The sequence below is a fragment of the Salifodinibacter halophilus genome, from assembly GCA_012999515.1.
Classification (GTDB): domain Bacteria; phylum Pseudomonadota; class Gammaproteobacteria; order Nevskiales; family Salinisphaeraceae; genus Salifodinibacter; species Salifodinibacter halophilus.
The window spans coordinates 1-255 of the sequence record JABEEB010000438.1 but is presented as its reverse complement, the minus strand read 5'-3'; the positions used below and the strand labels follow the sequence as shown (position 1 = coordinate 255).

Annotated in this window: 1 protein-coding gene; it reads right to left on the bottom strand. The window is 58.0% G+C overall.

Features of this window, described 5'->3' with window-relative positions; all coding sequences use genetic code 11:
• A partial coding sequence (locus HKX41_12350; GenBank protein ID NNC24926.1) for a hypothetical protein occupies window positions 1–255 on the bottom strand: 255 nt, incomplete at both ends.

The window sequence follows — 255 nt, the reverse complement described above, 5'->3', positions numbered from 1 at the left end:
CGAGCTGCTTGTTGATGATCGCGCGGATGTCCGATTCGAGCTTGGCGTTGTCCTCGGCGCTGATGTTGGGCGCCTGCACGAACTCGAAGTGGGTCTTGGTGACGTCGTTCTTGTAGCGGCTGGAGTTGACGACTTCGGTGTAGCTGTCCTCGCTCCAGAAGTTGTCTTCGGTGTTGATGTCCTGGAAGAAGCTGTAGAACTCCGAAGCGTTCCAGGTGCCCCAGGCCTTCATCTCCGGCAGGCGCATGTAGCAGT